This window comes from Paenisporosarcina sp. OV554, from assembly GCF_003058165.1.
In the GTDB taxonomy this organism is placed as follows: domain Bacteria; phylum Bacillota; class Bacilli; order Bacillales_A; family Planococcaceae; genus Paenisporosarcina.
Map to the genome: position 1 here is coordinate 1 of NZ_QBUC01000069.1, position 1,630 is coordinate 1,630.

2 protein-coding genes are annotated in these 1,630 nt (G+C 34.2%); one reads left to right on the forward strand and one right to left on the reverse strand.

All coding sequences use genetic code 11. The features are described from left to right. Positions 1 to 10 precede the first annotated feature (10 nt). Entirely contained in the window at positions 11 to 331 is a 321-nt protein-coding gene (locus tag C8K15_RS21485; RefSeq protein WP_369973799.1) for a lipase family protein, read from the reverse strand. A gap of 353 nt (positions 332 to 684) precedes the next feature. On the opposite strand from C8K15_RS21485, the gene C8K15_RS19945 reads away from it, so the two are divergent. Further along, positions 685 to 1,137: a hypothetical protein gene (locus tag C8K15_RS19945; protein ID WP_108588126.1), complete on the forward strand. Its 453-nt coding sequence runs from the start codon at positions 685 to 687 to the stop codon at positions 1,135 to 1,137. Positions 1,138 to 1,630 lie beyond the last annotated feature (493 nt).

Genomic DNA, 1,630 nt, shown 5'->3' on the forward strand with positions numbered 1-1,630 from the left:
ACGAATACATTCAGTTTACTGGAAGTTCGATTCTATTTGGCGAAAGTGTAAAAAGGATCTTAGCGGAAACTGTCAATTTTATATTAGCGTTTACAAACATCCAATTCGCTCTTAAAAATATTGCTGGACTAACACCAGGTGCATTGAATGTATAAGATTTGTTAGAAACCCCCACACTTATATCTTTATCGACGACTTCTGATTCTACATATGAAGCTAAATATCCCCCTAAGGAATGGCCAGTAAAGAATATATTATTCATATTTTTCTTCTGATCTTTGATATTTTTTTTGCTCTTACTGCCTGTGTTAAACCGGAACGTGCTAGATATAGTTTAACGCCACTTGATTGAAATCGTGCAAACTCTAGCATCTGCACATAATGAAAAATCACAAGAATTGAAGCTACTGTAATAAAAATAGCGACAGTGCTGCTTATCATTGCGACCAAACCTTTCCTAGAGCGAAGTTACTGTAGAGTTCTTGAACATTAATGAAAGAGTTAACCATCAGAAAACACTGTGAATATAGGGTGTTCATTACTCTTGGTTTTCTGAACAAAACCTTAGCGGATGTTTTCCGAGGAAATATACCTGGACCGCGATATGTGCTATTTTTCACCTCTACAGGAATTTATAAGATAGTTTAGTGTAATGTATATTAACAAGATGTGAGGTGAACGGAAATGTTATCAAGAAAAATTATATCGGCTTCGGTTTCGGGTTCTTTATTTGCTATTTTATTAGGTCTTGTTATGCCAGATCCATTCGGAGAACAAGTTGTTGAAAACTATTTTTATTCAGCTTCTACTATGGTAAATGTATATATGATGTATAGTTTTCCTGTCATTCTGCTTTATGGAGTTCTAACTTCTATTATTGGTGATAAGATAGCAGAGTTTATGTCAAAAAAAAGTGGAAGCAAAAACATAGAGATAATTGTTTCTGGAATTTTGCACATTGTTTTCGGACTTGTATTACTACCCTATAGTTTAGGTGCTTCCATCTTGTTTTTTGTTACGGATAGACTACTGCAAAAACAAAGAAAAAACTATCAGTGGTTGCAAGCATTTAAGAGTTTGGTAATTCCCTTAACAATTTGGATTATCTCTTTGGCAATTGTTTGGTTGTTTGGATAGAGCATTTTATGAACATCAGGTAAACAAGAGATGGGAAACCTTTGTAAATAGGGTTTCCCATAATTTATATCCCTTTTCAACATTAAAATTTAACACAGCCATTAAATTAAAGAGGTAAGTTAAGCTGAATACTTCCCAATTGGGGTGTTATGTCAACCTATTATGTATTCGTGATACAATCCAGTTCGAATCTTCTAAAGGTGCAATAGTCGCAGCAAAATCCAAGAAAGAAGAAATATTTTTACATACGGTTGAAAGGGTATTGGTTTTTTTAAAAAAATGGCTTTGTTAAGTAGTATTGTTGTTTTTTAGGTATAAAATATGGGAACGCCCGATTTGGACGTTCCCGTTCTTATTCCATTAAAGCCCCCTATAATGGAATAACTGTAAAGCTAATAAAGCTTTTTTAAAAGCTGCGTTTCCCTGGCCAAGCTCCTTGCATTTTACTTAGGAATACAATTTGCCCAATATGATATGCGTCGTGCAATGCTAA